Below are 22,940 nucleotides of genomic sequence, written 5' to 3' on the forward strand. Positions count from 1 at the left end.
CCACGGACGGCGTCGATGTCGACCCGTACGTCCGTGGCGGGAGCGCACTTACTTTGCGTCGGTGGTTGACGCTGCGTCCGAGTAATGCACGACTTCGATCCAGTTCGGACCGTCGCCGGTTGCATAGCGTCCGACCTTCGTCAGTTGACCGCTGGGTTGAATGCGGTACGTGCTGACATGCCCCGACTTCTCACCCGCCGACAACAGGAACTTGCCCGACGGATCGATGTTGAACCCACGCGTCTGCGTTTCCGTCGCCCAGGTACCGATGCGCGTCAGCTTGCCCGTCTTCTTGTCGACACGGAATCCGCCGAGCGTGCTGCTGCGGCGCTCCGAGGTGTACAGATAGCGGCCATCAGGCGTCAGATGCAGATCGCTGCCCCATGGCACCTGCGTACCAAAATCAGCCGGCAGCGCGGAGACGGTTTGAATTTCGCTGACGCTGCCTTGTTCCGCGTCATACGCCAGCACATGCACCTTTGCGTCCAACTCGTCGATCACGTAGACGAAGCGATGATCGGGCGAGAAGCGGAAGAAACGGGGGCCCGATTTCGGCACGCCGGCGAAGGCGTCCGTTTCGTTGCCCAAAGTGCCGTTGGTCGGATCGAAGCTGAAGCGCTTCCACTTATCCTCGCCCAGCACCGCACCGAATACATAGCGATTGTCCGGCGACGGCACGATCGAGTGCGCCATCGGGCCAGTCGGGATGCTTTGCTGGGGGGCGCCCACCAGGCCGCCTCGGCCAATGGGGTTGACGCTGAATTGATTGCCGCCGTACGACGCCGAGAAAAGGAATTTTCCGGTTACGTCCGTCGACAGGTAAGCCATGCTTGCGGCCAGCGGTGCGGTGCCGAGATCGCTCAACTTCCCGTTAGCCGGATCGATGGCGAACGTGGCGACACGGTAGGGGACGCTTCGCACACCCACGTAGAGACGCGACTTGTCCGGCGAAACGGCCATCGGCATGGCGACGCCGCCGACCGTCTGCGTTTCGATGGACGTCAATACGCCGCTCTTTTCGTTCAATGCGAAGACGGACACATCGTGGCTATCTTCATTCGAGACATACACGTAAGTGGAGGCCAGTGCCGCATGCGAAGAGGCAGCGAAGAGGGCCGCGAATCCCAGGCTGGCGGTGGCGCAGGCTTTTGCAAGGCCCGTGAAGCGTGTATTTTTCATAAGGTCTGGATAATTTATATAGAAAAGAAACTAGGGCATCCCCTAGACGTATTCCCATTCCCGTCTTTGCCAAGAATGTGCACGCATGTTTGCGGGCTGCACTCTGGCGTGCGCGAGCAAGTCAGAGTGTAGACGCATAAGGACGCATGCGCTCGATACGCGTCCGAGCGGAGGCGGTGAAGAGCCGTTATACCTTGAATGCCGAGACCGTCACCGACAACCGTTCTGCTTGATCCGCAAGCGAGCCGGCGGCCGCGGCAGCTTCTTCGACCAGTGCTGCATTCTGCTGCGTCACCTGGTCCATCTGCGTCACGGCCTGATTGACCTGCTCGATGCCCGCATGTTGTTCCTGCGAGGCAGCGGAGATGCCCGACATGATCTCCGTCACATGACCTACCGCCTTGACGATATTGCTCATCGTCTCGCCAGCGGCGCTGACCTGTTGCGATCCATCACGCACCTGCGACACCGACGCGGCGATCAATGTCTTGATTTCCTTCGCGGCGCTCGAGCTTCGTTGCGCCAGCGAACGCACTTCCGATGCGACGACGGCAAAGCCCCGACCTTCTTCCCCGGCACGCGCCGCTTCCACCGCCGCATTGAGGGCGAGGATGTTGGTCTGGAAGGCAATGCTTTCGATTGTGCCGGTGATCTCCGTCATCCGGTCGGAGCTCGCCGAAATCGCGCTCATCGTGTCCACCACGCGCGCGACCGCAACGCCGCCGCTTTCGGCGGTGGACGATGCGTTGGCGGCGAGGGTGCTGGCCTTCTGCGCATTCTCGGAATTCTGTTTTACCGTGGCCGTCAATTGCTCCATGCTGGCAGCGGTTTCCTGCAACGATGCCGCTTGCTCCTCGGTACGGGAAGACAAATCGGCATTGCCGGCGGCAATCTGCGTGGTGCCTGCCGTTACCGCTTCGGAACCGGTGCGGATGCGAGTGATGATGTCGACCAGCGATGCCTGCATCACGGCGATTGAGGCCACCAGGCTCGAGTCGTCGCGATCGCGCAGCACGATCTTCTCGGTCAGATCGCCGGTCGCGATGCGTCGCGTCACCGCGGCGGCATACGCGGGTTCACCGCCCAGCGTACCGACGACGTTGCGAATGATCTGCCACGACATTGCGCCGATGACGACGGTGGCAATGGTGATCAAGCCGATCAACAGCCAGGCGGTGCGCCAGAAGGTGGCATCGATGTCTCCGACGAAGATGCCCGTCCCGATCCACCAATCCCACGGCGCGAAGGCAACCAGGCCGTTCAACTTGCCGACCAACTGACCGGTGCCGGGGTCCTTGGCCAGCACCAGCGTGATCGGCATGTGATCATGCGCCAGCTGTTCGCGGAAAACATCGCCATCGGGGCGCCCGTCCAAGGCCTTGCCGGCATTGTTCTTTCCGATGATGGCCTGATTCCAGTGGATCAGCGTGATGCCCTCTGGGGTACGTGCCCAGAAGAAGCTCTTGGCCGAATAATTCAGCTTGCCCAGCGCGGTCTTTGTCGCATCTTGTGCCTGCTCGCGAGTGAGCTTGCCGGCAACTTCCTGCTCGTGATAATCGCTCGCGAGATGCTCTGCCATCTGAAGGAGATTTGCAATCTGCGCTTTACGCTCGCCATACATGGCCTGACGGAGGCTGAAGAGGCCGTAGCCGCCGACCGCGAACAATGCCACGAGGGCCGCGGTGACGAGAATGATTAGACGCGTGGATACTTTCATGCGGATTTCACTACCTCACTAAAGTGAATGGACTGACAAGTTAACGGCATCGAAATCCATTACTGAATGTTTTTGTAAGGAAGATTTTAATAATCCGGCTACCTCGCGGTTTTTGCCTTGGGATTTAAATAGCATCAGGAGGCATATCATCATTCGTCGCGCGGATAAGTGGTGATCGTTTGCCAGGGGAATATTTTCAAGATACTGATTTATCGCAAAAAGATCCGCGACAGGGCGATGGTCTTCCGCTGGAGCGTCATGACGCCGTGATATTGGTGTGACAAGCTTTTTGCATGGCAGACGCGAGCCTGTGTTTATTCCCAGTTATGCGTATGCCGGCGACATGCCGTGCGCGCTTGCATCGTGCAGCAGGGATCGCCTAATTCAAGGAGGAAACTGCGTGAAAAGAACCGGTTTGATGGCGGCCCTGGCCGTCTCGGCAGCGACATTTTCGGGAATGGCACAGGCGCAAAGCAGCGTGACGCTGTATGGATTAATCGACGTCGGCCTCGATTATTCAAGCGATGAGCGCACCACCGCGGGCGGATCCGGCGGGCGCTCCTTTTTCTTGCAAAGCGGCAATATCAATCCCAGCCGATGGGGTCTGCGCGGCAGCGAGGATCTCGGCGACGGGTTGTCGGCCATTTTCACGTTGGAAAATGGCTTCAATGTCGGTACCGGGCAATTTTCCAACGGCAGCGACGAATTCGGGCGGCAGGCTTTTGTGGGATTGCGCAGCGAGCGCTTCGGTCAGGTTACGCTAGGCCGTCAATATGATGCGGTATCGACTTTTGTCGCACCGATGTCGGCAGCTGGAAGCTTCGCGGGCAATCTGGCCTCCCACCCGTTCGACTCCGACAATATGGCGAGCAGCACGCGGATGAATAATGCCGTGATGCTGCGATCCGCCGACTTCCATGGATTCCAGTTCGGTGGCGGCTATGCGTTCAGCAATACCGCGTCGGGCTTCCGTCAGAACAACGCCTTTACGTTCGGGGGCCAATACGTTTATGCCGGGCTGTCCGTTGCCGCGGCGTTCTTTCAGGCGAACCAGCCGGGCGGCCTCGCTTCCGGGAATACGTCCGGCGCGCTCAGCAGCAGCGATGTCGATGCGCCGTTGCTGGGGCAGCGGCAACGTATCTACGCAGGTGGAATTGCGTACGCGTTCGAGAAGGCAAAGATCGGTTTCGTTGCCAGCCGGACGTCGATCGACGGACCGACCGAGATCAATTCGGGCGGCAGCTATGCGGCGTTCACCGGAAACTTCATGACGCTCTACAACTACGAGCTGAATGGACGGTATGCACTGACGCCGGCGTTATCGCTCGGCGGGGCCGTGGATTACACGCAAGGCCACTATGTCCAACCGGGGCAATCCCAGCATCCGAAGTGGGTACAGGGGACGGTGCAGGTCGACTATGCGTTGAGCCAGCGTACGGACGTTTATCTGGAAGGCACCTACCAGCATGTGAGCAGTGCGAGCGGCCTGCTGGGTGAGGCGTCGATCTATCACTTCACCCCGTCGAACTCGAACCGTCAGGCGATCGTATCGATCGGCATGCGCACGCGGTTCTGATGCGCCGACGTGCCGGCGGGGCGTACGACGCCTTGGATGAGCGCGCCATGCCGCGCTTTTACGGTAGACCGTTTTTGCAATGCGCCGCAAATCCCGGGGACTCGGCCAGGCGCGCGAAATAGTCCGATACGGCTGGCAGGGCCGGACGGTCGAATGGCGTGCCGAACCAGCGGTTCACCGACAAGCCGATCGGAATATCGGCGAGGCTGAACGCGCTGCCGGCGACGAAGCCGCGCGTTTGTACCAGCTGTTTTTCAAGAATTCCCATGAAGTGCGTCCAACTGGCGATGGAGGCGGCGATTTGATCGGCCGCCGTATGCGCCGGGGATTGCCGCACCAGTCCGAGAAATGCGTAACTCCAGGCGCGATTCAAGTCGCTCGCCTGCCAATCGATCCATTGATCGACCCGGGCGCGTGCTTCGGGCGCCAGGGGATAAAGCGACTGGTCGCCGTATCGCGATGCCAGATAACGGATGATCGTGTTCGATTCCCACAGCACGAAGTCACCGTCCCGGATGACCGGCACGAGCGCATTCGGGTTCAAAGTAAGGAATTCCGCCGTATCGGTCGGGCGAAATCCCGAGCCCCAATCCTCCCGCTCGTAGGGAAGCTGCAGGGCTTCGCACGCCCAAAGCACTTTTCGAACATTGATCGAGGAGGCCTTTCCGAGGATCTTGAGCATGGGTCGACACGGCTTGATAGAACGTTATCGGGGCGACGGTGGTAGCGGATCGAACGCGTCGAACCCGACCAGCGTAATCGCGACCATACACCTTTTTATGAGAAAGCAGCACAGACGTCGATGGGCCCATCTCACGTCTTCCTTCCATGCTTATCTCAATTTGTCAGTTCCGTTAGCCGTTCAAATGGATAAGACTGGTGGCGCTTCGATACACACACTCTCGAGGAGTCGAGCATGTCTCAAGTCGCCGCAACCGCGTCACCCGATTCCGCCATCGATGTCGGATTTTCTGGACTACGCATTCGGCGCGTAGCGGGCCATATCGGAGGAGAAGTACTCGACTTCAGATTGAGCCCGGATCTGAAGGCAGACGCGGTGGAAGTGCTTCATGCTGCGCTGGTCAGACACAAGGTCTTGTTCTTCCGCCGACAAGGCCATCTTGACGATGGGGCGCATCAAGCGCTTGGCGCGCTATTCGGCGAGGTCGTCGCGCACCCTACGGTCCCCTCGCCAGAGGGCACGAAGCTCTTCGAGCTCAACGCGGAGAAGGGAGGCGGGCGAGCCGACTCCTGGCACACGGATGTGACCTTTGTGCCGGCGTTCCCGAAGCTCTGCATTTTGCGGGCCGTGACCATTCCGGCATTTGGTGGGGATACGGTCTGGGCAAATACGGCGCTTGCCTATGAGCGGCTTCCCGATCACCTGAAGCAACTTGCGGAGCGCTTGTGGGCCTTGCATTCCAATGACTACGATTACGGCGCGGAGCGGCTGGAGGATGCCGATGCGTCGACGTCCCGGCAACGTCTGTCCCATCATCAGCAGGTTTTCGTCTCGCGGCTTCACGAAGCAGAGCAGCCGTTGGTCCATGTGCATCCGGTTTCTGGCGAAAAGGCCTTGTTGCTCGGGCACTTCATCAAACGGATCCTCGGTCTTTCGACAACGGAGTCGGCCCGTCTGTTCGAACTGTTTCAAAGCCGCGTCATCCGGCCGGAAAACACGGTCCGCTGGCAATGGCAGCAGGACGATGTCGCTATATGGGATAACCGGGCAACGCAACACTATGCGGTGAACGACTATGGTTCGCAGCCGCGACTGGTGCGCCGCGTGGCGGTACAGGGCGTGCCCGCCGTATCGGTTGACGGACAGCATGCGCGCGATGCGACGCCCGAGGCGCAACGCGCGGCTTAGGGAGGCACGATTATCACCACGCGGCGTCAATGTCCGGCCTTCCACTGCTTGGTATGATGCGGATGTTGCGCCACGCGCTCGGCGATCGCGTGATACGCGTATCCCTAAGCAGTCGCGCCATTGCGCATGCGGTTGCGCATGCGCGCCGCTTTCGCATAAGTGGCTGATGCGCCGCGTGTTGACGGCCTATTATGAGAAATCCCTTTCATGCTTCGAATCGAGAATCTTGCCAAGCGGTTTGGGCCACATGTGCTCTTCCAGAATTTGACCGGCCAATTCGGCCCCGGCTGTGTCGCGCTGTGCGATGAGAACGGGAGCGGCAAATCGACGTTGTTGAACGTGCTCGCGGGCGAACTCGATCTGGATCAAGGCGATGTGTGGATCGGCGCGTATTCGCTGCGTACCGAGGCAGACAAGGCCAAGTCGGCGCTGGCTTATGTGCCGGACGATTGCATGGTTTCGCCATCGGAAACCGGTAGAGCGCTGCTCGAGCGGGTTGCGGCAACGAAGCACGCAGTCATCGATGACAACACCTGGGCATGGGCGGAGCGTTTCGGGCTCGCACCGCATCTGGATAAACGCTTCGAACAGATGTCGCTCGGTACCCGTCGGAAATGCTTCCTGACCGCGGCGACAATCGGCGAGTCAGCCGTCCTTTTCGCCGACGAGCCGACGAATGGCCTCGACAAGCCCTCACGAGACACGTTGATCGCCTTTTTCAAGACACTCGCGAAAGAGAGACTGGTGTTCTTCTCGAGCCATGATCTGGCCATCGTGCAAAGCTGTGAAGCCCGGCAGATCAGTTTTGCCGATCTGCGCACGCCCGGATAGCGTTCCCTTTCGTCGCCAGGCGCCTCGCCTTACACCGTTTTACCCTGTGGCATCCGCTGCCGATCGACGACGAGATAAGCCGCGCCGCCCGCTATCATTCCCACCAAAGCCTCGCACACACCCGGCGCCCAGACATGCGCGATAACGGCCGCGATGGCGCCGAGTGCCCATGCCGCAAACGCGGTGCCGCGATAATGCGTCGTCGCGTGCGGGTGACGCACCCGTCCCAGAATCAACTGATCGGCAATGATCACTGCGCCGATAGGCGGTACGACAACGCCCAGCAGGCTGAGCCATGCGAGAAACAGTCCCCAGATGCCGGCGAAGGCCAGTACGCCACCGACAATTCCCAAAATAATCGTCAGCACACGCATCTTGCTGCCAAAGATGTGGCTATATCCCACTGCACCGTTATAGAGGCAGTGCGTGCAGACCGATCCCAAGTTGACAAAGACAAAGGCGATCGCCAGCAGGGTCATCAAGCCTCCATGATCCTTCAGCAGCGGCATGAAATCGCCTCCTGATTTCGACGGATCCACCGCGGCGCCGGCCGACACGATGACGATCCCGAACATCAGCGACACGAAGTTCGCGATCGGGAAAGCGGAGAAGGAGGCGATCAAGCCATGGCGCCCCGACTTTGCCCACCGGGTAAAGTCCGATGTCATCGTTCCGGAATCGGCGAAGCCTGCAATGACCATGGTCATTGCAACGCCGAGCGACATGCCGGTGCCCGTGCCGGTGAACGCGGTGACGTGCGAGAGCGCGCCTTTGCTGCCAATGAAATACAAAGCGACACCGCCTAGCACGACGAATAGCGGGGCAGCGATCGTACCGACGACGGATAGCGCCTTGACGCCCAGAAACGTCACGGCGGTATAGAGCACCGTCGCAATGACGACGATCAGGGAGACGTTCCAGCCATAGGTGTCATGCAGCGTCGCACCGGTCAGGCCGACCTGGAAGGCGTACCAGCCCACGACGATCGTCGATAGAAACAGCGATGCGACCGTGTATCCGCGCGTGCCGAATGTCTTGCGCGCCTGCAGTGCGAAGTTCAGGCCCGACTCCCCGGCGATATAGCTGAGCGCTCCCACGTAAGCGAAAAGCGCGGCGTTGCCGAGCAAGGCAGCAAGGATCGCTTTCCAGAAGCCGAGGTGGTAAGCGATGATGCCGCCGAAGACGGCATTGGTCAGCACCATCGGAAAGCCGAACCAGACCGCTGCCACCGACGCCGTGCTGTGTCGATGGGAAAGGGGAACCGCCTCGCGCTCGAATTCGGATTCGAGTACACCCTGATCGTCGTCGCTCGGCTTTACCTTCGCGCGCGCTGCCAATTCACTGGTCATGGTCGATCTCTCCGGGGGAAGGGTTAGGCCCGCATCGTTCGCACGATGTCGGGAACCTTGTCATGCCATGGTCTTGCCTCCTCGAAGGCGGCGCTGGCGCGCATGACGGACGCGTCGGCGAGATGGCGGCCGACGATCTGCAGGCCCACGGGCAAACCGTGCTTCGTGAAACCGGCCGGCACCGATGCCGCAGGCTGACCGGTGAGGTTCATCGGAAACGTAAAGGCGAGCCACTGCGCGGGCGATACCATCCGTCCCTCGATGATCTCGGGACCTTGCATATGAACCGGAAAGGGGGGTACCGCGAGCGTCGGCGTCAAGAGCAGGTCATAGCGACCCATGAAGCGCCACATCTTGTTGACGAGCGCCTTGCGCGCGATGTTTGCGTCGGTAAAGGTCTCGGCACGCCACGGCTGGCGCAGCATCGCAGCGAGATGCGGCGAGATCTTATCGCCATATTCATCCAGCATGCGGCGCATGCCGGTCAGGTCGCTTTCCATCGCCACCAGCGCGGCGAAGGCGTCTCGCGAATCGGCGAAGCCCGGGTCCGCCTCTTCCACCACACAGCCCAATTCTTTCTCGAAAACCGCGACGGCCGCGCCGACAATGGCGCGCACCTCCGGGTCGACCGGTGCATAACCCCAATCCGCGCTGTAGGCGACGCGCAGGCCCTTCAGACTTCCTTCGGGACGTTCGACGCTGGCGATCCAATCCACATCGCCGGCAGGGATGGAATGCCGATCTCGTGGATCGGGACCGGCAATGACGGATAGCATCAATGCAGCATCCCGTACGGTGCGCGTCATCGGACCGATATGTTCCAGCGATTCCCAGCTCGATACGCCCGGGTAGCGTTCATCGCGCGCGCCGGGGTAGAGCGGCACGCGCCCCATCGACGCCTTCATGCCGAAAATGCCGCAGTGTGCCGCGGGAATACGGATTGATCCGCCGCCATCGCTGCCCAGCGCGATCGGGCACATTTTTGTGGCGACGGCGACGCCCGATCCCGCACTCGAACCTCCCGGCGTCATGTCGGGGTTCCATGGATTCCGTGTGGTCTCAAAAACGGGGTTGTGCCCGACGGCGCTATAGCCGAATTCGGGTACGTTCGTCTTGCCCAGCATAACGGTATCGGCCGCGCCAAGCCGTTCGACGACGACGTCGTCTTCTTCAGGGACGAACGCGCGATAGGCCACGGAGCCCGACACGGTCTTGATGCCCGCCGTGCAAATGAGGTCTTTCACCGCCAAGGGCACGCCGGCGAGCGGCCCGACCGCGTGGCCGGCAAGAATCTTTGCCTCGATCGCTCGGGCCTGTTCGAGCGCCAGCGCCGCCGTTGGCGTGCAGAATGCATGCAGCGTGGGTTGAAGCGCTTCCATGCGGCCGATGGCAGCGTGCGCCACCGCTACCGCTGACACGTCCTTCGATCGTATGGCGCGTGCGAGCGATGTCGCGTCCATATCCAACAATTCAACGTCGTTCATGGCGTCCCTCTTTTCCATGCACTGATAGTTGGATCAAACTGATTGGATAGAGACTAACGAAAAAAAAATGACGCTGCAGGTGGTCAAATGGTGGCGGCAAACGCCTTACGGTTTGCCGACGGAGATACCGCTTTCTGCTGTCCCGCGCCGCGACGCAAAGGCGACATGCGCGCGTCGGCCGATCGCGGCGCGGGACGCGGGTTTAGAGATAGCTGCAGACGTAGTCGAGCGTTTCCAGCACTTCGATATCGAAACGACTGTTGCCAGGCACGGAAAACGATTGGCCTTCGCCGTAGGTCTGCCACGCGTCGCTGCCGTCGAGGCGGATGCGGCAGCGTCCGGCTTGAACCTCCATCAGTTCTGGCGCATCGGTGCCGAAGTTCAGTGTCGCGGGCAAGATCACGCCGAGCGTCTTCTTGCTGCCATCGGCGAAAATCACCGTGTGGGAGACGCATTTTCCGTCGAAATAGACATTGGCGCGCTTTACCACGCGTACGTTCTCGAAATCTGTATGGGTCGTCACGACGACAATCTCCTCATCCGTGTTGGGGCCGAGCCTGGCCGTTTTCTCATTTGCCGACAGCGCTATCCGATCGCGCGGCAGGGCGCTATTTTGATACAACTTCGGCGGAAAGGGCAGGTCCGGGCAATAATAGTCGGATGAACATCGACTTCCATTGCACGAAGTGTGCAAAATGCTGCCATGACCTGCGTCTGCCGTTGACGGTGCCCGAGGCAGTCGCCTGGTTGTCACGTGGCGACACCGTCGAGGTTTTGTGTGAAATCGTGCCTTGGCCTGACGGACAGGACCTCGATCATCCCGAGGTCGCGGCAAAGTTGCAGCGTACTTTTGCCGCGATATCGGGCACGCTGCCAGTGCGGATTGGCGTGGTCCTTGCGGCTAGGCATGTCGGTGCCTGTCCCAATCTTTTGTCGAATGGCGAGTGCGGCATCTACGCCGAACGACCGTCGGTGTGTCGTATCTATCCGGCGGAAGCCAATCCTTTTGTGATGCTGCACAAACCGGCGAAAGCGTGCCCGGACGAGGCATGGGATGCCAGTGGACCGCCACTGCTGCGCAATGGCAATGTGATCGATGCGACGCTCAGGCGGGATATCGTGGTGCGTCGGCACAGCGATGTCGCAGACGTTCGCGCGAAGGAACGCCTATGTGCCGTGCTCGGTTTCGCGTTCGGCGCCGTTTGGAATGAAGGATTCGTGTCTCACAAAGTAGAGGGGGCGTCACTGCTGGCGGCGCTTGCGTCTGCCGTGCGCGATGATGCGGTCGCGGAAACCGCCGGCATCGCGTGGACGTTCTTAAGCGAACGCGCTGAGTCGGTCGATGCATTGAACGCCGTGGGTGCCCACGCGATTCCGAGTCAGGCGCGCCCGGACCTGCCGGTTGCCTATCTTTCGTTCAAGTGACATTGGTACGGGTCGGTTCCTTGCATGACGGTACAGTCCATCCCTTCCCGCCAAATCAATCGAACTGCGAGACATCGACAAGGCCACTTCACGCATTCAAGCGTCGGCGCAAAGCCGATGCATCGCCATGGACGACATTCAGCAAGTCCTCGCCGCGTCGCAGACGATTGATGTTCTGACCGATGAAACCGTAGCGCCGCTTGAATAAACCTGCCGTCCAGGCCGAGGCATGGGGCGTACAGATCGCATTCGGCAACTGATCGAAGCGATGCCGTGACGGGGCGACCACATCGTCCGTACCGAGCGGGTACTGATACCAGACGTCCAGATAGGCGGCACCGAGCTGTCTCGATAACAGCGCTTCATAGAGCGCATCCTCGTCGACGATGGGCGCGCGCGAGACATTGATCAACACGGCGTCGCGCTTCATCTGCGCCAAGGCGTCTCGGTCGATCATGCCACGCGTGGACGCGTCCAAAGGACAGGCGAGCACCAGATAGTCCGACTGGCGATAGAGTCGATCCTTCTCGTTGCGGGGAATCAACTGGTCGGCAGGCAAGGCCACCGCGCCGCGTTCCGTGCGGCCACTCAACGCGACCACGTGCATGCCGAATGCCCGCGCCCGTGTCGCGATGGTTTGCCCGATACGCCCGAACCCGATGATGCCGAGCGTCTTGCCATGCAGTTCGCCGTGCGGGACGCGCTCGCGATAGCGGTCCGACCAACGGTGGTTGTCAAAAGAGGCGCGCATCTCGTCGAGGCGTATCTCGTGTTGCAACATGGCCAGCAAGGTATATTCCGCGATCGGTATTTCATGTTCGAAGGCGTTGCATACGACGGTGTCGGCATGCAAGGCGTCAAATGCGATGCGATCCAGGCCGGCGCCCGGTACGTGCAGCAGCGGAACGTTCGGCGCTTGGCCCTTGGGACGCTCGAAGCGCATGGCGACCACGACGTCGGCGCCTTCGATTTGGGCGTCGTAGGACGCGTCTGCGGCGGCAGCGGCAGGTAGCTCGACGATGGCGGCCGGTGTGTCCAATACCGCAGCAAGGTCATCTTGATGGTGGGCCGCCTCGCCGATCATGACGATTTTTATCGCTCGCATCCTGGTCCCCCTGGCAAAGGTATATAAACCCTAACTAGTAATGTAATCATACTAATTTAGGCGTTTTTTTCAGAAATTGCCGATCGAAAAAAGCACCGTATCAAAAATAATCTAATACGACTAATTGGGTCTTACCCTGATGGCGACCATCGCACGGCGTGACGCCGCGCGATCCCCGCAGACCCAGGATAGGCCCAAAAGCGACGTCGATCGCATACCTTGAGCGCTCGGGCCATGGGTCCGTCTGTTATCGCAGCGCCAAGGGCGCGTCCGCGCTGTTGAGCGCGGCCTCGAACAGCGGCTTCCCGGGTCCAGCGAGCCACGCATCGAAGCTTAGCAGGGGACCGAACGTCTCTTTGAGCGCGTCGATATCGGCATTGCCCGCAAGCCTGCCATCGTCGATCAGTTCGACCAGCCTTCCGAGAAAGCGGTTTTCCTGCAGAAGGGCGTCCGGAAAGCGGTGATAGTGGATTGTTTTGCCGGCGGCCCGGCTCAAACTTTCCTGGAGCTTCCGGCCCGTGGTTTCGTCTCCGGCAATCTCGATCGTCTGGCCGATGAAAGCGTCCGCATTGCGGAAAATTGTCGCGACGATCTTGCCGATGTCGTGCGCCGCGATAAACTGGCCTTTCTGATCCCATCCCAGAAAAGACGTGTAAATGCCTTGATCGAGACCCATTCCGGGGAGCATCAGCAGCTCCATGAAACCGGCAGGGCGGACGATCGTACTGTCGATCGCAAGGGTGCGGATATACGCTTCGATCTCCGATTTGCTATCGAAGTGGCCCATGCCGGTTTTTTCGGGACCCGCAGCATTGACCGAGGTGTAGACGAGGTGCCGCACGCCGCTCTCCAATGCGATGTCGGCAACCGCTTTGCCATAGCGGATCTCGTCCTCGTCGGATACGCCATACGCCGCGCCCTGTCCCGAGCTGGGTTGCACGCTGAAAACGCCATGCGCCCCGACCATCGCCCGCCGCAGCGATGCATTGTCGGACAGATCGCCCTGCACCAACGCGACCCCCGACGCTGCGAGTGCTTCCGCCTTTGCGCTGTGCGGGTCGCGGACCAGCGCACGGACCGGCCATCCCGCTTGCCGCAGCGCCGACGCGACGGCGCCCCCTTGCTGTCCGGTAGCGCCGATCACGAGGACCGTTTTCCCCAGCGGTGTATTCGACTGCGGCGTAGTGATTTGTTGCGTTTGAACTGACATGCTGGCTCTCCACTGAATGATGGAAGCTCATGGTATAGAATCTATACTTGAATGCAATTAGGCACCTGAAGACAACCAGGTATCACGGAGTATCCTCCCCGATGTCCGCATCCTCCCAGGAAGCACTCGAATTGAACCGTATGGTGCTCGAAGAGATCACCAGCAAATGGTCGTTATTGATCCTTGGACATCTCTGCAGCGGCCCGATGCGTTTCAATGCGCTGCGCAGGGCCAATGAAGGCATCACCCAGCGTGCGCTGACGCAATGTTTGCGCCGCATGGAAGCAAGCGGCTTTATCAAGCGCACGGTAGTATGCACGGCGCCGGTAGCGGTCATGTATGAAGTATCGCCACTCGGCCGTTCTCTGGAGCCGCATTTGCGGGCCTTGCTTCAATGGGCGGACGACCATCGCGCGGAAATTCGCGCCGCGCAGCGTGCGTTTGCCGTGCACGGCCCGAGCGAAACGATCGATGCGGCGCTGGCTTAATGAGATAAACCGGGCGGTGCTTGGTAACAGCGATGACCGTCGGCGCGGCAGCGCGTGCGCGTCGTGCCGTTTCGCGAAAACATCGTCACCGCCCATTTTGAATCTTCACCGTAGAAGGAAAACGAGATGACCACCCTGAATGAACGACTGGCATGGCGCTACGCAACGAAGAAGTTCGATGCGACGAAGAAAGTGCCGGCTGAAACGCTCGAACGTATCGTCGAGGCGGTGCGCCTGGCGCCGACGTCGAGCGGCCTGCAGCCTTTCGAATTGTTGATCGTCACGAACCCCGACATCCGTGCCAAGATTCGCACCGTTGCATGGGATCAAGCACAGGTCACCGATTGCTCGCACCTGTTGGTATTCGCCGCATGGGACGACATCACGGCGGATCGCGTCAATATGATGTTCGATCTGACGAACGACGTGCGTGGCTTCAAGAACGAAGGCTGGGAAAACTATCGGCAGATGTTGCTCGGCATCGTTGCCGACCGCGGCACCGAAGCCAATTATCAAGCGGCGGCACGTCAAGCCTATATCGGCCTTGGCGCGGCGTTGATTTCCGCGGCCTTCGAGGAAGTGGACGCGACGCCGATGGAAGGCTTCGATCCGGCGGCGGTGGATGAAATCCTCGGCTTGAACGCGAAGCATCTGCGCAGCGTGGTCATGTTGCCGCTGGGCTATCGCGCGACGGAAGGCGACTGGTTGGTAAATTTGAAGAAAGTCCGCCGCAGCCGCGAGAACTTCGTCACCGAAGTGAAATAAGTTTCAGGACGGCGTTTTTCGATGGTCTTTCGGAAAACGCCATCGGCTGATGGTCCCACTCCCTGTTCGGGAAAGAGGAACACGGCGGCAGATCGATACGCCGGATCGCGCGACGCGACGCCGCGCTGCGCCGCGCGTGCTCATGATACGCGCCCCCATCGCGCAAAACCTGAATCGTTCCCCCGAAAACACGCTTATTGTCCTGCTCGCTTCGGCCAGAAGCCAGGGTTTACGGGGCGCTAACCGACACGACACCGCCGCGCCCGAATGCGAATTCACGTGCGAAAAAGCGAACCCTATACTGGCGCTACCTTATTCACTCACGCTAGGGAGCCGTATGGAACACCGCAATCGCATCGCCTTGGTCACGGGCGCAAACAAAGGAATCGGTCTGGAAATCGCGCGGCAACTGGCCGAGGCCGGTGTCACCGTTTTTATCGGCGCCAGGGATGTCGCACGTGGCAATGCCGCTGTCGAAGATCTTGCTGCGCAAGGCTTGAAATCGCGTGCGATAGCGCTCGATCTGGATGACGAATCGAGTCTTGCGGCGGCTGCCGACACGCTGTCGCAAGCGCATGGTCATCTCGATATTCTGGTCAATAATGCCGGTATCGTCGATTGGGATGATGGCGTGCCGAGTCGCGCTTCATTGACGGCCGTACGCCGGGTGATGGAGGTGAACTTCTTTGGTACGTTAGCCGTGACGCAGGCGATGCTGCCGTTACTGTTGAAATCCACTGCGGCGCGCATCGTCAACCTGTCCAGCGCCTTGGGATCGTTGACGATGAACGGCGATCCGTCGTCGCCGTATTACGCTGCGCAATTGATCGGTTATAACGCATCGAAAGCGGCGATGAATATGCTAACTGTGCAACTCGGCGAAGAGCTTCGCGGGACGCCCCATGTGGTGAATTCGGTCAGCCCGGGATATGTGAAAACAGATCTCACTGGCGGAAAGGGGTTTCTGACGCCGGAGCAAGCGGCGATCGTACCGGTCCGTTACGCACTGCTCGGAACGGATGCCGTGTCGGGGAAGTTCGTGGACGCCGATGGCGAGGCCGCATGGTAAGCGGCATGTCTGCCGCCCCGATGCGCCCCGTCGTGCGACCGCCGCGCGTGAGCTTGTCGTCATCCTAGCCAGGCAACACGTCCAGGCGTCGCTTCGGGAATTGATCCCAGGTTTGCTTGGTGATATTGAGATGCTGGATCACCAATTCCGGCGGGGTATGGGCCAGCCATTCGGACAGGGAGATTTCCGCATAATGATCGGAACGGAAGATCTCCAGGAACTTCAGTTCGGTATTGCCGGTGTTCTGAACGTAGTGGCCCAGACTCTTTTTCACATAGCCCACGTCACCGGGATTGAAATCGGCCGTTACCGCTTTCGGGCCGGTATCGAAAACGGTCATCCGCGCCTTGCCTGAGATGTAGTATTGCCATTCGTCGGCATTCGGATGCCAGTGCAATTCGCGCATGCCGCCCGGCTTTACCGTCACCAGCGCGGCGGCGATGTTGGACGACATCTTGAAATTCCTGCTGTCGGCAATCTGCACTTGACCGCCGCGCGTCTTGATCAGAGGCACCATGTCGCCCATCGAGAACACGAAGGGGAAGGGCGGCGTTCCCGCCGACGATGCGGCGGCCGCCTGTGCCGCCGCCAGAGGCGGTGGTTCGTCGCCTTGGAAGATCCACAGATTATCGACGGGAATATTCTTGAACGCATCGGCCGGGACGCCGAAGTTAGCTGCCAGGACGTCGGGTGGCGTGTGTGCGATCCAATCCGTCAACAGCAAGGTGTTGAATTCGGATGCCTTGCCGTTATCGAACGCCAGGACGAATTCCGCACCGTCCGGTCCGAGCCCTTGCAAGGAGTGCGGCAGTCCGGGCGGGAAGTACCAGAGATCGCCCGCTTTGACATCCTGCACCGAGGGGCGGCCCTCGGTATCGAGCACCGTGATGCGGCAGCGGCCGGTGGCCATATAGGCCCACTCGGCTTGCTGGTGCCAGTGCATTTCTCGAATACCGCCTGCCGATAGCCGCATATTGACGCCGGAAATGGTTTCCGAGATTGCAAAGTCATCCTGCGTGACTTCGCGTGCCCAGCCGCCACTCTGTTGCCGCTTGTGCGCATTATTAAAGGATGCCCAGAACAAAGGCATGCCATTGACATCGGTTGCCGGCGGATTTTGAAAGTTGGGAAACTGATCGGCCATCGCGCTGCTCTGCGGTCCGGGATTGCTGGTCGCCGATGCGGTCTTCGCATTGATCGCGCCCTCCGCCGGCCGATCCGGATTACCGAACGATGCCGCTTGCGCACTGGCCGCCACGCCCACTGCAGCGGCAGCGCCCGCCGCTTCCAGCATGATTTTTCTACGGGATAAATCAACCATGATCGTCTTCTGTTTCGGGTGGAGATGCGCCACTGTAATTCGGGGCATTCGGCACATCTTCCAGAAACGCACGATCGTCTTCGGTATCCCGACTATTTTGATAAATGCGCATCGATGATTTGCGAAAGCCGCGTGGCATCCACCGGCTTTCCCAGCAATGCGATGGCACCGCTGCGCTGTATCTGGTTTTCGATCGTATCGAGCGCCAGTGCCGTCATGAAAACGGTGGGCGGCGGCGGGCCAAGCAGGCGCAGTTTCTCGCACATCTCGAATCCATCCATGGCAGGCATCGCAATGTCCGAGATGATCAGCGACGTATGCATACGCGAGTCCGATTCGAGAAACGCTTTCGCGGAAGGGAAACACCGCACGTTGCAACCCATGGATCGTAGGAGATCGGTCACGGCTTCGCGTATCGACGCGTCGTCGTCGACGATGCTGACCAGTGCCGCGTTCATGCGGGCATCGCATCGACGATCGCCGTGGCCTTCCACCGCGCCGGCGTGGTTCCGGTGAGCCGTTTGAATACCATCGTGAAATGCGCCTGAGATTGAAACCCCGTCAGCATGGCGACATCGAGGGGGCGATTACGTTTGTCGGACAGCAATGTCTGGGCGGCGGCGATACGACGACGGAGCACATATTCGTGAGGCCGGAGACCGGTCGCCGCGCGAAACTGGGCCGCGAAATACATCGGTGACAGTCCTGCTGTCGATGCCAGATCCTGCAGCAACAGCGGTGCCTCCAAATGTGTCTCGATATACTCGACCGTCCGCTTCAGGCGCCAGGCGATCAACGGCTTGGTATCGTGCTTTCGCGTATGCGACGTAGGTCCTGCCAGGCCGTTTTCATGCTTGTCCGCTGCGATGCGCATAGGTGTGCGCAAACGCCCGATTAGCGCCTGCACCATGCCCTCCGCTTCGGCATGCGCTAGCACGCCGCATCGTTCGGCCGCATTCACGAGGGCGGCGACCAGGCCCGTCACCTTGTCGCCGCAGAGTGAGGTGAGCTGCCGATGCCTGATTTCCTGTTCGAAAGCCTCGGCCAAGGCTTCGACCGCATTTGCCAACGTTGCCGTGGCGGCGGTGTCGTCGAATGTAGCGCGTTGCGAAGGTGGCCACGCCGGCGGTGCGGATGCATGCCAGGACGACGGCGCGGACGCGAGTGCTGCGAAAGTAGGGGAGTGCCTGTCGCTGGCCTGCATGATGGGAATCCTCGTCGTGGTGTGGGAAACCGTTCGAGAATAGGCAGGGGAACCTTATCGAACCAGCCTACATAGAGTTGCCCGTTACGCAACCAAGAGACAGGCATGTCATACCTTCGTATCGATTCACCGATACCGCTGCGGAAGATCGTGCGCTTTCGCTAGCTTTCCTGCGGATCTTGAAAAGCTGCATCGGTGACGGGCGCTACAGTGCGATGTCACGCTGTCCGGCCTCGACGAAAGGTTCGACAAGCGCCCCCAGACCGTTTTCCCTATCGATGCGATCGCCATGTCCTCTCTTCCCGGCGCGTTACCGCAAAAGGCACGTAGTATTTCTGCTTTCCTGTCGGCGTCCGCTTCCTGTACCGGCCCGGCGGTCATCGCATCGGTGGGCTATCTCGATCCGGGCAATTTCGCGACCAACCTGCAAGCGGGGGCGAGCTATGGCTATCGGCTTCTCTGGGTCGTGGTCGTGGCGAATGTGATCGCGATGTTGTTCCAGGCGATGTCGGCAAAGATCGGCATCGTGACCAATCGCAATCTGCCGGAGCTCTGCCGCCAACATTTCGCGCGCTCCACGGTAATAGGGATGTGGCTGGCGTCCGAGCTCGCGGCAATGGCGACAGACCTCGCGGAGTTTCTCGGCGGCGCGTTGGCATTTTCGCTATTGCTGCATCTGTCGTTGATGACCGGCATGGTGCTCACGGGTCTGATGACCTATGCCATTTTGATGCTACAAAAAAGGGGTTTTCGTACGATCGAGCTGGTTATCGGCATGCTGGTTACCGTCATCGGTATCAGCCTGCTGGCGGAGTTCTGGGTTCTGCCGCAAGATTGGCACGGGATTCTGCAAGGAACGTTGACGCCCTATATCGGCGACAGCGGGGCCGTGACGATCGCGGTGGGCATCATCGGCGCGACGATCATGCCGCACACCTTGTATCTGCATTCGGGCTTGATGCAGAACCGCGCACCGATTGGCAGCATCCGCGACAAGCAAAGCTTGATCCGTTTCTCGAATCGCGAAGTCGTGCTCGCGCTAGGCTTCGCGGGCCTGGTGAACATGGCGATGCTGGCGAGCGCCAGCGCCGGCTTTCATCTGCAAGCACCGCAGACGGCCGACATCGGTCAAGCCTATACGCTATTGCGCAATGTCCTGGGGGGCTCTGCTGCGGGGCTGTTCCTGATCGCCTTGCTATCGTCCGGTGTCTCCAGCTCCGTCGTCGGGACGATGGCCGGCCAGATCATCATGCAGGGCTTTGTCAACTTCACGATCCCCGTGTTACTCCGCCGGGTCATCACTGCAGCGCCCGCCTTCGTCATCGTCGCGCTCGGCTGCGATGTCTCGCGCTTGATGATCCTAAGTCAGGTGGTGTTGAGTCTGGTTCTGCCTTTGCCGATGATTGCGTTGCTTGTGCTGTCCCGTCGACCGGCGGTAATGGGCGCGTTCGTCTCCGGAAGGATGTCTCGGATCGCCGCGTATGGCGCGACCGTATTGATCCTGATACTGAACGTCTATTTGCTGATTCAGGCGGTGCGCTAAGGGAAAACGCTGATCGAGGAGGTGCAGAGAGCTACGGAAATTTCGGATGCGCGAATAGCCGAGCAGCGATAAGATGCGTCATTCTGTCGCGCTTCGTGCGACTGCATCGCAGCAGTGATGTCACGGCTTGCTGCATGTCAGGTTTTCGAAAGGGAACGTAGCAATGACGTCGTTGGCATCTTTTGCACCTTCGTCCGTGATGTCGCGGAACATGACCGCGGCAGGCGGCGTCGATAAAGCGCATGGCCGCACGGGCGATAGTCGGCACGCCGGACAGGAGCACGCCGCCAGTCCCGGCATTGTCTACGTGGTCGACGACGATGCGTCGATGCGCGATGCCCTGTCGTCGTTGCTGCGCTCTGCCGGATTCGAGGCGGAAACGTTTGCGTCGCCCGAGGCGTTTCTGCGTTTGCGGCGCGACGACATTCCCGGTTGCCTGGTACTGGATGTACGGCTGCATGGCGCCAGCGGCTTCTCCTTGCAGGAGACCCTCGCCAAGGAGGGCTTGTCCGTGCCGATCATTTTCATTACGGCGCACGGCGATGTCGAGATGTCCGTGCGTGCGATGAAGGCGGGGGCGATGGATTTTCTCGTCAAGCCGTTTCGCGATCAGGACATGCTCGACGCCGTTGCGCGCACGCTTGCATTCGATCGCGTGCGGCTGACCCGACATCTCGCATTACGGCAGGCGCGTGCACGTTACGAACAGCTGACGCCGCGCGAGAACGACGTGGTGCAGCACGTGTTGCTCGGCAAGTTGAACAAACAGATCGCCGCTGCGTTGCACCTCAGTGAAATCACCGTGAAGATCCATCGTGGCCGCGCCATGCGCAAGATGGAAGTGGGTTCGGTGGCAGAGCTGGTACGCGTCGTCGATGCGTTGCGTGCGTTGGAGGCGCCAGGAACGGACGAAGCTGCCCGCCCCATGTAAATACATCAGTGCCGCGCGTCGTGGCTCGGCAAGGAAAAAACCGCGGAGGCGCCCCCGCCTTCACGCGCGGTAATGCCGATGTCGCCGCCATAGGATTCGATGATCGAGCGTGCGATGACGAGGCCAATGCCGAGCCCATCGGATTTCGTCGAGAAGAACGGTGTAAAGAGGTGGTTCGCACTCTCCGCCGTCAGGCCGCTACCTCGGTCGTCGATCGATATCACGACGCGTCTTGCTGCGTCGGTGCGCGTCGTCACGCGTAAATAACGACCGTGCGGTGCGACGCCTTTCAATGCCTGTATCGCATTCAACAACAAGTTCACGACGACTTGCTGAATGTGAATTCGGTCGGCGACCACGGGCGGCAAGTCGCCGAGCAGGTCGACCGATAGCCGCACCGCTTGCGCATTGACGTCTTGCTGCAGCAGTGCGAGCGATTCTCGGATCAGCGCATTCATATCGAGCGTTTGCACATCCCTATCGCGTTTTTGCGCCATCGCTCTGACCCGTTGCACCACGTCGGAAGCGCGCTTCGCATCCCGGATCATGTTTTCGATGGCCTGTCCTGTCTCCGCGTGATCGGGGGTCGCCCGCCGCAGCCAACGCAAGGCGGCATCGCCGTGCGTCACGACGGCGGCAATCGGTTGACTCACCTCGTGCGCGATCGAGGCGGCAAGTTCTCCCAAGGTCGACAAACGCGCGACATGATTCAAATCTTGCAGCGACCGGTGAAGTGCTTCCTGCGTGCGTCGCGATTCGGTCACGTCCATCAAGGCGCCGACATATTCGCTCACATACGCGCCGACGCGATCGTCGCCCGTGTCGAGGAGACTGTCGGGGTTGCCGGTGAGCCGATGCGCGACGATACGAATATGTTTCTCCGTGCCGTCGGCCATGCACAAACGGCATTCGGTGTCGACCATCGATGCGCCTTCGTGCAGCGCGAGATAGTCGGAAATCAGGCGACGTCGATCTGCCGGATGAATCACCGAATACAGCATTTCCATCGTCAAGACATCGCGATCGGGCGCGCCGAGGATGCGGCTTGCTTCCACCGAGCAGGCTATCTTGCGATAGGGGAATTGAATAGCGACGCTGCCGGTATGACTGAGGTATTGCGCTTCGGCGTGGAATGCCTCGCTGCGTGCCAAGCGTTGTTCGGCATCGACGCGTGCGGTGATGTCGTTGTTGGTGGCAATGATCGACAGGGGGCGTCCGTATCCATCCCGAAATAGAACGCAGCGACTCGTCACGATGACGCGTCGCCCGTCCGCGCGGTATTGGATCAACTGGCCTTCCCACTGCCCGGTCTCCAGCAAGGCCATATGAAGCGTGTCCAGCCGCGTCGTGCCCGTGGTGGTCAGTAGGGCATGCATCGATTTACCCTTCGCATCGGATTCGCTGATGCCATAGAGCGCTTGCGCGCCGCGATTCCATGACGAGATTCGACCGTCTAGACCATGCACGATGATCGCGTCATGACTGAGTTCCAGCAGACGCATCTTTTCGATCAGCATTTCGGTACCGGACAAACCTTGCAGCGATAAAAACAGCGAGGTGCCGATGGCGGTCAAGCCGACAATACTGCGGGCCGTTGCTTCCGGATCGTAGAAAGCGCTGTGCGGGACGACATAGCCGACGATCGTCAATACGATGCAGAGCAGCCCCGCGTACAACGTCAAGAGTCGGTTGCCTGTCAACGCAACCAGAGAAATGACGATGACATAGAGCACAGATATGGCGATATCCAACGTGGTCAGTGCATCGATGCAAAAGATGATGACCGCGATGACGGCCGCCGCGCCAATTAATACCCGCGACGAAGCGGGCGGCGGCGGCCATTGCTGCTCGGCAAAGAAGGAGAAGCGCATGC

Annotated in this window: 21 protein-coding genes; 9 read left to right on the top strand and 12 right to left on the bottom strand. The window is 60.1% G+C overall.

What is annotated here, in order from left to right:
• Nucleotides 1-48 precede the first annotated feature (48 nt).
• Both ABEG21_RS02575 and ABEG21_RS02580 read right to left on the bottom strand, forming a co-directional pair.
• Nucleotides 49-1,179, bottom strand: coding sequence for a beta-propeller fold lactonase family protein (locus ABEG21_RS02575; protein ID WP_347555722.1), 1,131 nt, complete (start codon nucleotides 1,177-1,179; stop codon nucleotides 49-51).
• Nucleotides 1,180-1,366: 187 nt separating this feature from the next.
• Nucleotides 1,367-2,896, bottom strand: coding sequence for a methyl-accepting chemotaxis protein (locus ABEG21_RS02580; protein ID WP_347555723.1), 1,530 nt, complete (start codon nucleotides 2,894-2,896; stop codon nucleotides 1,367-1,369).
• 400 nt (nucleotides 2,897-3,296) lie between these two features.
• Here ABEG21_RS02580 and ABEG21_RS02585 point away from each other — a divergent pair, with 400 nt between their 5' ends.
• A complete protein-coding gene (locus ABEG21_RS02585) occupies nucleotides 3,297-4,472 on the top strand; it encodes a porin (RefSeq protein ID WP_347555724.1) in 1,176 nt (391 codons plus the stop codon).
• Between the two features lie 58 nt (nucleotides 4,473-4,530).
• Here the strand turns inward: ABEG21_RS02585 and ABEG21_RS02590 are convergent, their stop codons facing one another.
• On the bottom strand, nucleotides 4,531-5,154 hold the full coding sequence (locus ABEG21_RS02590) for a glutathione S-transferase (protein ID WP_347555725.1): 624 nt from the start codon (nucleotides 5,152-5,154) through the stop codon (nucleotides 4,531-4,533).
• A 234-nt stretch (nucleotides 5,155-5,388) separates the two neighbouring features.
• On the opposite strand from ABEG21_RS02590, the gene ABEG21_RS02595 reads away from it, so the two are divergent.
• Nucleotides 5,389-6,342: a TauD/TfdA family dioxygenase gene (locus ABEG21_RS02595; RefSeq protein WP_347555726.1), complete on the top strand. Its 954-nt coding sequence runs from the start codon at nucleotides 5,389-5,391 to the stop codon at nucleotides 6,340-6,342.
• 207 nt (nucleotides 6,343-6,549) lie between these two features.
• Nucleotides 6,550-7,173 carry an ABC transporter ATP-binding protein gene (locus ABEG21_RS02600; protein ID WP_347555727.1) on the top strand — a complete coding sequence of 208 codons (624 nt, stop codon included), beginning with the start codon at nucleotides 6,550-6,552 and terminating at the stop codon, nucleotides 7,171-7,173.
• Nucleotides 7,174-7,202: 29 nt separating this feature from the next.
• On the opposite strand, the gene ABEG21_RS02605 is transcribed toward ABEG21_RS02600, so the two are convergent.
• The 3 genes from ABEG21_RS02605 to ABEG21_RS02615 all read right to left on the bottom strand — a co-directional run bounded on the left by ABEG21_RS02605 (nucleotide 7,203) and on the right by ABEG21_RS02615 (nucleotide 10,529).
• Entirely contained in the window at nucleotides 7,203-8,522 is a 1,320-nt protein-coding gene (locus ABEG21_RS02605) for a cytosine permease (protein WP_347555728.1), read from the bottom strand.
• 23 nt (nucleotides 8,523-8,545) lie between these two features.
• The gene (locus ABEG21_RS02610) at nucleotides 8,546-10,006 is read right to left on the bottom strand and encodes an amidase family protein (protein ID WP_347555729.1); all 1,461 of its coding nucleotides are present in this window, start codon (nucleotides 10,004-10,006) and stop codon (nucleotides 8,546-8,548) included.
• Between the two features lie 202 nt (nucleotides 10,007-10,208).
• A complete protein-coding gene (locus tag ABEG21_RS02615; RefSeq protein WP_347555730.1) occupies nucleotides 10,209-10,529 on the bottom strand; it encodes a pyrimidine/purine nucleoside phosphorylase in 321 nt (106 codons plus the stop codon).
• 137 nt (nucleotides 10,530-10,666) lie between these two features.
• On the opposite strand from ABEG21_RS02615, the gene ABEG21_RS02620 reads away from it, so the two are divergent.
• On the top strand, nucleotides 10,667-11,431 hold the full coding sequence (locus tag ABEG21_RS02620) for a YkgJ family cysteine cluster protein (protein ID WP_347555731.1): 765 nt from the start codon (nucleotides 10,667-10,669) through the stop codon (nucleotides 11,429-11,431).
• 88 nt (nucleotides 11,432-11,519) lie between these two features.
• Here the strand turns inward: ABEG21_RS02620 and ABEG21_RS02625 are convergent, their stop codons facing one another.
• Nucleotides 11,520-12,536: a 2-hydroxyacid dehydrogenase gene (locus ABEG21_RS02625; RefSeq protein ID WP_347555732.1), complete on the bottom strand. Its 1,017-nt coding sequence runs from the start codon at nucleotides 12,534-12,536 to the stop codon at nucleotides 11,520-11,522.
• Between the two features lie 247 nt (nucleotides 12,537-12,783).
• On the bottom strand, nucleotides 12,784-13,746 hold the full coding sequence (locus ABEG21_RS02630; RefSeq protein ID WP_347555733.1) for an NmrA/HSCARG family protein: 963 nt from the start codon (nucleotides 13,744-13,746) through the stop codon (nucleotides 12,784-12,786).
• A gap of 101 nt (nucleotides 13,747-13,847) precedes the next feature.
• Between ABEG21_RS02630 and ABEG21_RS02635 the strand changes: the two genes are divergently transcribed.
• The 3 genes from ABEG21_RS02635 to ABEG21_RS02645 all read left to right on the top strand — a co-directional run bounded on the left by ABEG21_RS02635 (nucleotide 13,848) and on the right by ABEG21_RS02645 (nucleotide 16,068).
• Nucleotides 13,848-14,234 carry a helix-turn-helix domain-containing protein gene (locus tag ABEG21_RS02635; protein ID WP_347555734.1) on the top strand — a complete coding sequence of 129 codons (387 nt, stop codon included), beginning with the start codon at nucleotides 13,848-13,850 and terminating at the stop codon, nucleotides 14,232-14,234.
• Nucleotides 14,235-14,360: 126 nt separating this feature from the next.
• Complete coding sequence (locus ABEG21_RS02640) at nucleotides 14,361-14,999, top strand: NAD(P)H-dependent oxidoreductase (protein ID WP_347555735.1); 639 nt, start codon at nucleotides 14,361-14,363, stop codon at nucleotides 14,997-14,999.
• 337 nt (nucleotides 15,000-15,336) lie between these two features.
• Entirely contained in the window at nucleotides 15,337-16,068 is a 732-nt protein-coding gene (locus ABEG21_RS02645; protein ID WP_347555736.1) for an SDR family oxidoreductase, read from the top strand.
• 64 nt (nucleotides 16,069-16,132) lie between these two features.
• Here ABEG21_RS02645 and ABEG21_RS02650 read toward each other — a convergent pair whose 3' ends face one another.
• The 3 genes from ABEG21_RS02650 to ABEG21_RS02660 all read right to left on the bottom strand — a co-directional run bounded on the left by ABEG21_RS02650 (nucleotide 16,133) and on the right by ABEG21_RS02660 (nucleotide 18,593).
• Entirely contained in the window at nucleotides 16,133-17,389 is a 1,257-nt protein-coding gene (locus ABEG21_RS02650) for a cupin domain-containing protein (RefSeq protein ID WP_347555737.1), read from the bottom strand.
• 92 nt (nucleotides 17,390-17,481) lie between these two features.
• On the bottom strand, nucleotides 17,482-17,847 hold the full coding sequence (locus ABEG21_RS02655) for a response regulator (RefSeq protein WP_347555738.1): 366 nt from the start codon (nucleotides 17,845-17,847) through the stop codon (nucleotides 17,482-17,484).
• Nucleotides 17,844-18,593 (bottom strand): AraC family transcriptional regulator, encoded by a 750-nt coding sequence (locus ABEG21_RS02660; RefSeq protein ID WP_347555739.1) that lies wholly within the window; start codon nucleotides 18,591-18,593, stop codon nucleotides 17,844-17,846. Before ABEG21_RS02660 ends, ABEG21_RS02655 begins: the two co-directional genes overlap by 4 nt.
• 289 nt (nucleotides 18,594-18,882) lie before the next feature.
• Between ABEG21_RS02660 and ABEG21_RS02665 the strand changes: the two genes are divergently transcribed.
• Together ABEG21_RS02665 and ABEG21_RS02670 are read left to right on the top strand one after the other, a co-directional pair.
• On the top strand, nucleotides 18,883-20,136 hold the full coding sequence (locus ABEG21_RS02665; RefSeq protein ID WP_347555740.1) for an Nramp family divalent metal transporter: 1,254 nt from the start codon (nucleotides 18,883-18,885) through the stop codon (nucleotides 20,134-20,136).
• A 163-nt stretch (nucleotides 20,137-20,299) separates the two neighbouring features.
• A complete protein-coding gene (locus ABEG21_RS02670; protein WP_347555741.1) occupies nucleotides 20,300-21,067 on the top strand; it encodes a response regulator in 768 nt (255 codons plus the stop codon).
• Between the two features lie 5 nt (nucleotides 21,068-21,072).
• Here the strand turns inward: ABEG21_RS02670 and ABEG21_RS02675 are convergent, their stop codons facing one another.
• Nucleotides 21,073-22,938, bottom strand: a complete 1,866-nt coding sequence (locus ABEG21_RS02675; RefSeq protein ID WP_347555742.1) for an ATP-binding protein — start codon at nucleotides 22,936-22,938, stop codon at nucleotides 21,073-21,075.
• Between the last annotated feature and the right edge of the window lie 2 nt (nucleotides 22,939-22,940).

It is taken from the genome of Robbsia sp. KACC 23696 (assembly GCF_039852015.1).
Classification (GTDB): domain Bacteria; phylum Pseudomonadota; class Gammaproteobacteria; order Burkholderiales; family Burkholderiaceae; genus Robbsia.